The organism is Nocardia niigatensis NBRC 100131, from assembly GCF_000308655.1.
GTDB lineage: Bacteria > Actinomycetota > Actinomycetes > Mycobacteriales > Mycobacteriaceae > Nocardia > Nocardia niigatensis.
Genome location: NZ_BAGC01000011.1, coordinates 1 through 1,622 on the forward strand (window position 1 = coordinate 1; position 1,622 = coordinate 1,622).

A 1,622-nucleotide genomic window follows, 5' to 3' on the forward strand; every position below is an offset into this window, starting at 1 on the left:
TGCCCTGCATCGGGGCGGTCACGGCGTCACCGGAAGCGGCACCGGCGCCCGCGCCACCGCGCTTGCGCGGCTTGGGCTTCTTGCGCACCGCGCCCGCGCCATTGGCGGAAGCCGCGACGCCGACGGAGAACTGACCCGGCAGCGAGACCTCGAGACGACGGCCGCCGACCTCGACGACCACCTTCTGACGCGGCGCCTCGTCCTCGTCCTCGATGGGCTGAGCACCGGCGTAGGGCTCGATGTGGTTGTCCCACTCGTTCTCGATCCACTTGGTGTAGACGTCGAAGGTGGTGCCGTCGCCGACGAACGCGGGGTTCTCGACAATGTGGCGGTGGAACGGGATGACCGTGGCCAGGCCCTCGATCTGGTACTCGTCGAGCGCGCGGGCGGCACGCTGCAGCGCCTGCTCACGGTTCTCGCCGGTCACGATCAGCTTGGCCAGCATGGAGTCGAACTGGCCGCCGATGACCGAACCCTCGACCACACCGGAATCGACGCGCACACCGGGGCCCGCGGGCTCGGAGTACACGACAACCGGGCCGGGGGCGGGCAGGAAACCACGGCCGGCGTCCTCACCGTTGATGCGGAACTCGAAGGAGTGCCCACGCGGGGCCGGGTCCTCGGTGATGGAAAGCTCGTGGCCCTCGGCGATGCGGAACTGCTGGCGCACCAGGTCGATTCCCGCGGTCTCCTCGGTGACCGGGTGCTCGACCTGCAGGCGGGTGTTCACCTCGAGGAAAGAGACGGTCTCGCCCTGCACCAGGTACTCCACGGTGCCGGCACCGTAGTACCCGGCCTCCTTGCAGATCCGCTTCGCGGACTCGTGGATCTTGGAGCGCACCTCGTCGGACAGGAACGGCGCGGGCGCCTCCTCGACCAGCTTCTGGAAGCGGCGCTGCAGCGAGCAGTCACGGGTGCCGGCGACGACCACGTTGCCGTGCTTGTCCGCGATGACCTGCGCCTCGACGTGGCGGGCCTTGTCCAGGTACTGCTCCACGAAGCACTCGCCGCGACCGAAGGCGGCGATGGCCTCACGAGTGGCGGACTCGAACAGCTCGGGGATCTCCTCGATGGTGTGCGCGACCTTCATGCCGCGACCGCCACCACCGAAGGCGGCCTTGATGGCCACCGGAACGCCGAACTCCTTGGCGAACGCCACGACCTCGTCGGCGTTCTTGACCGGGTCCTTGGTGCCCGCGGCCATCGGCGCCTGAGCGCGCTCGGCGATGTGGCGGGCGGTGACCTTGTCACCCAGGTCGCGGATCGACTGCGGCGAGGGACCGATCCAGATCAGCCCGGCGTCGATCACGGCCTGCGCGAAATCGGCGTTCTCGGAGAGGAAGCCGTAGCCGGGGTGGATCGCGTCCGCGCCGGCCTTGGCGGCGGCGTCGAGGATCTTGTCGAACACCAGGTACGACTCGGCCGAGGTCTGACCGCCCAGGGCGAAGGCCTCGTCGGCGAGCTTGACGAACGGCGCATCGGCGTCCGGTTCGGCGTATACGGCCACACTGGCGATACCGGCGTCCTTGGCGGCCCGGATCACGCGCACGGCGATCTCGCCTCGGTTGGCTACGAGGACCTTTGTGATCTGCGCGTTGGCATGGTTGGGCACTGAGCCTCCT

At 69.1% G+C, this 1,622-nt stretch carries 1 protein-coding gene; it reads right to left on the bottom strand.

All coding sequences use genetic code 11. The features are described 5' to 3' along the window. Positions 1 to 1,612 (bottom strand): acetyl-CoA carboxylase biotin carboxylase subunit (locus tag ON33_RS05375; protein WP_040855879.1); only part of this gene is annotated, 1,612 nt, incomplete at its 3' end. Between the last annotated feature and the right edge of the window lie 10 nt (positions 1,613 to 1,622).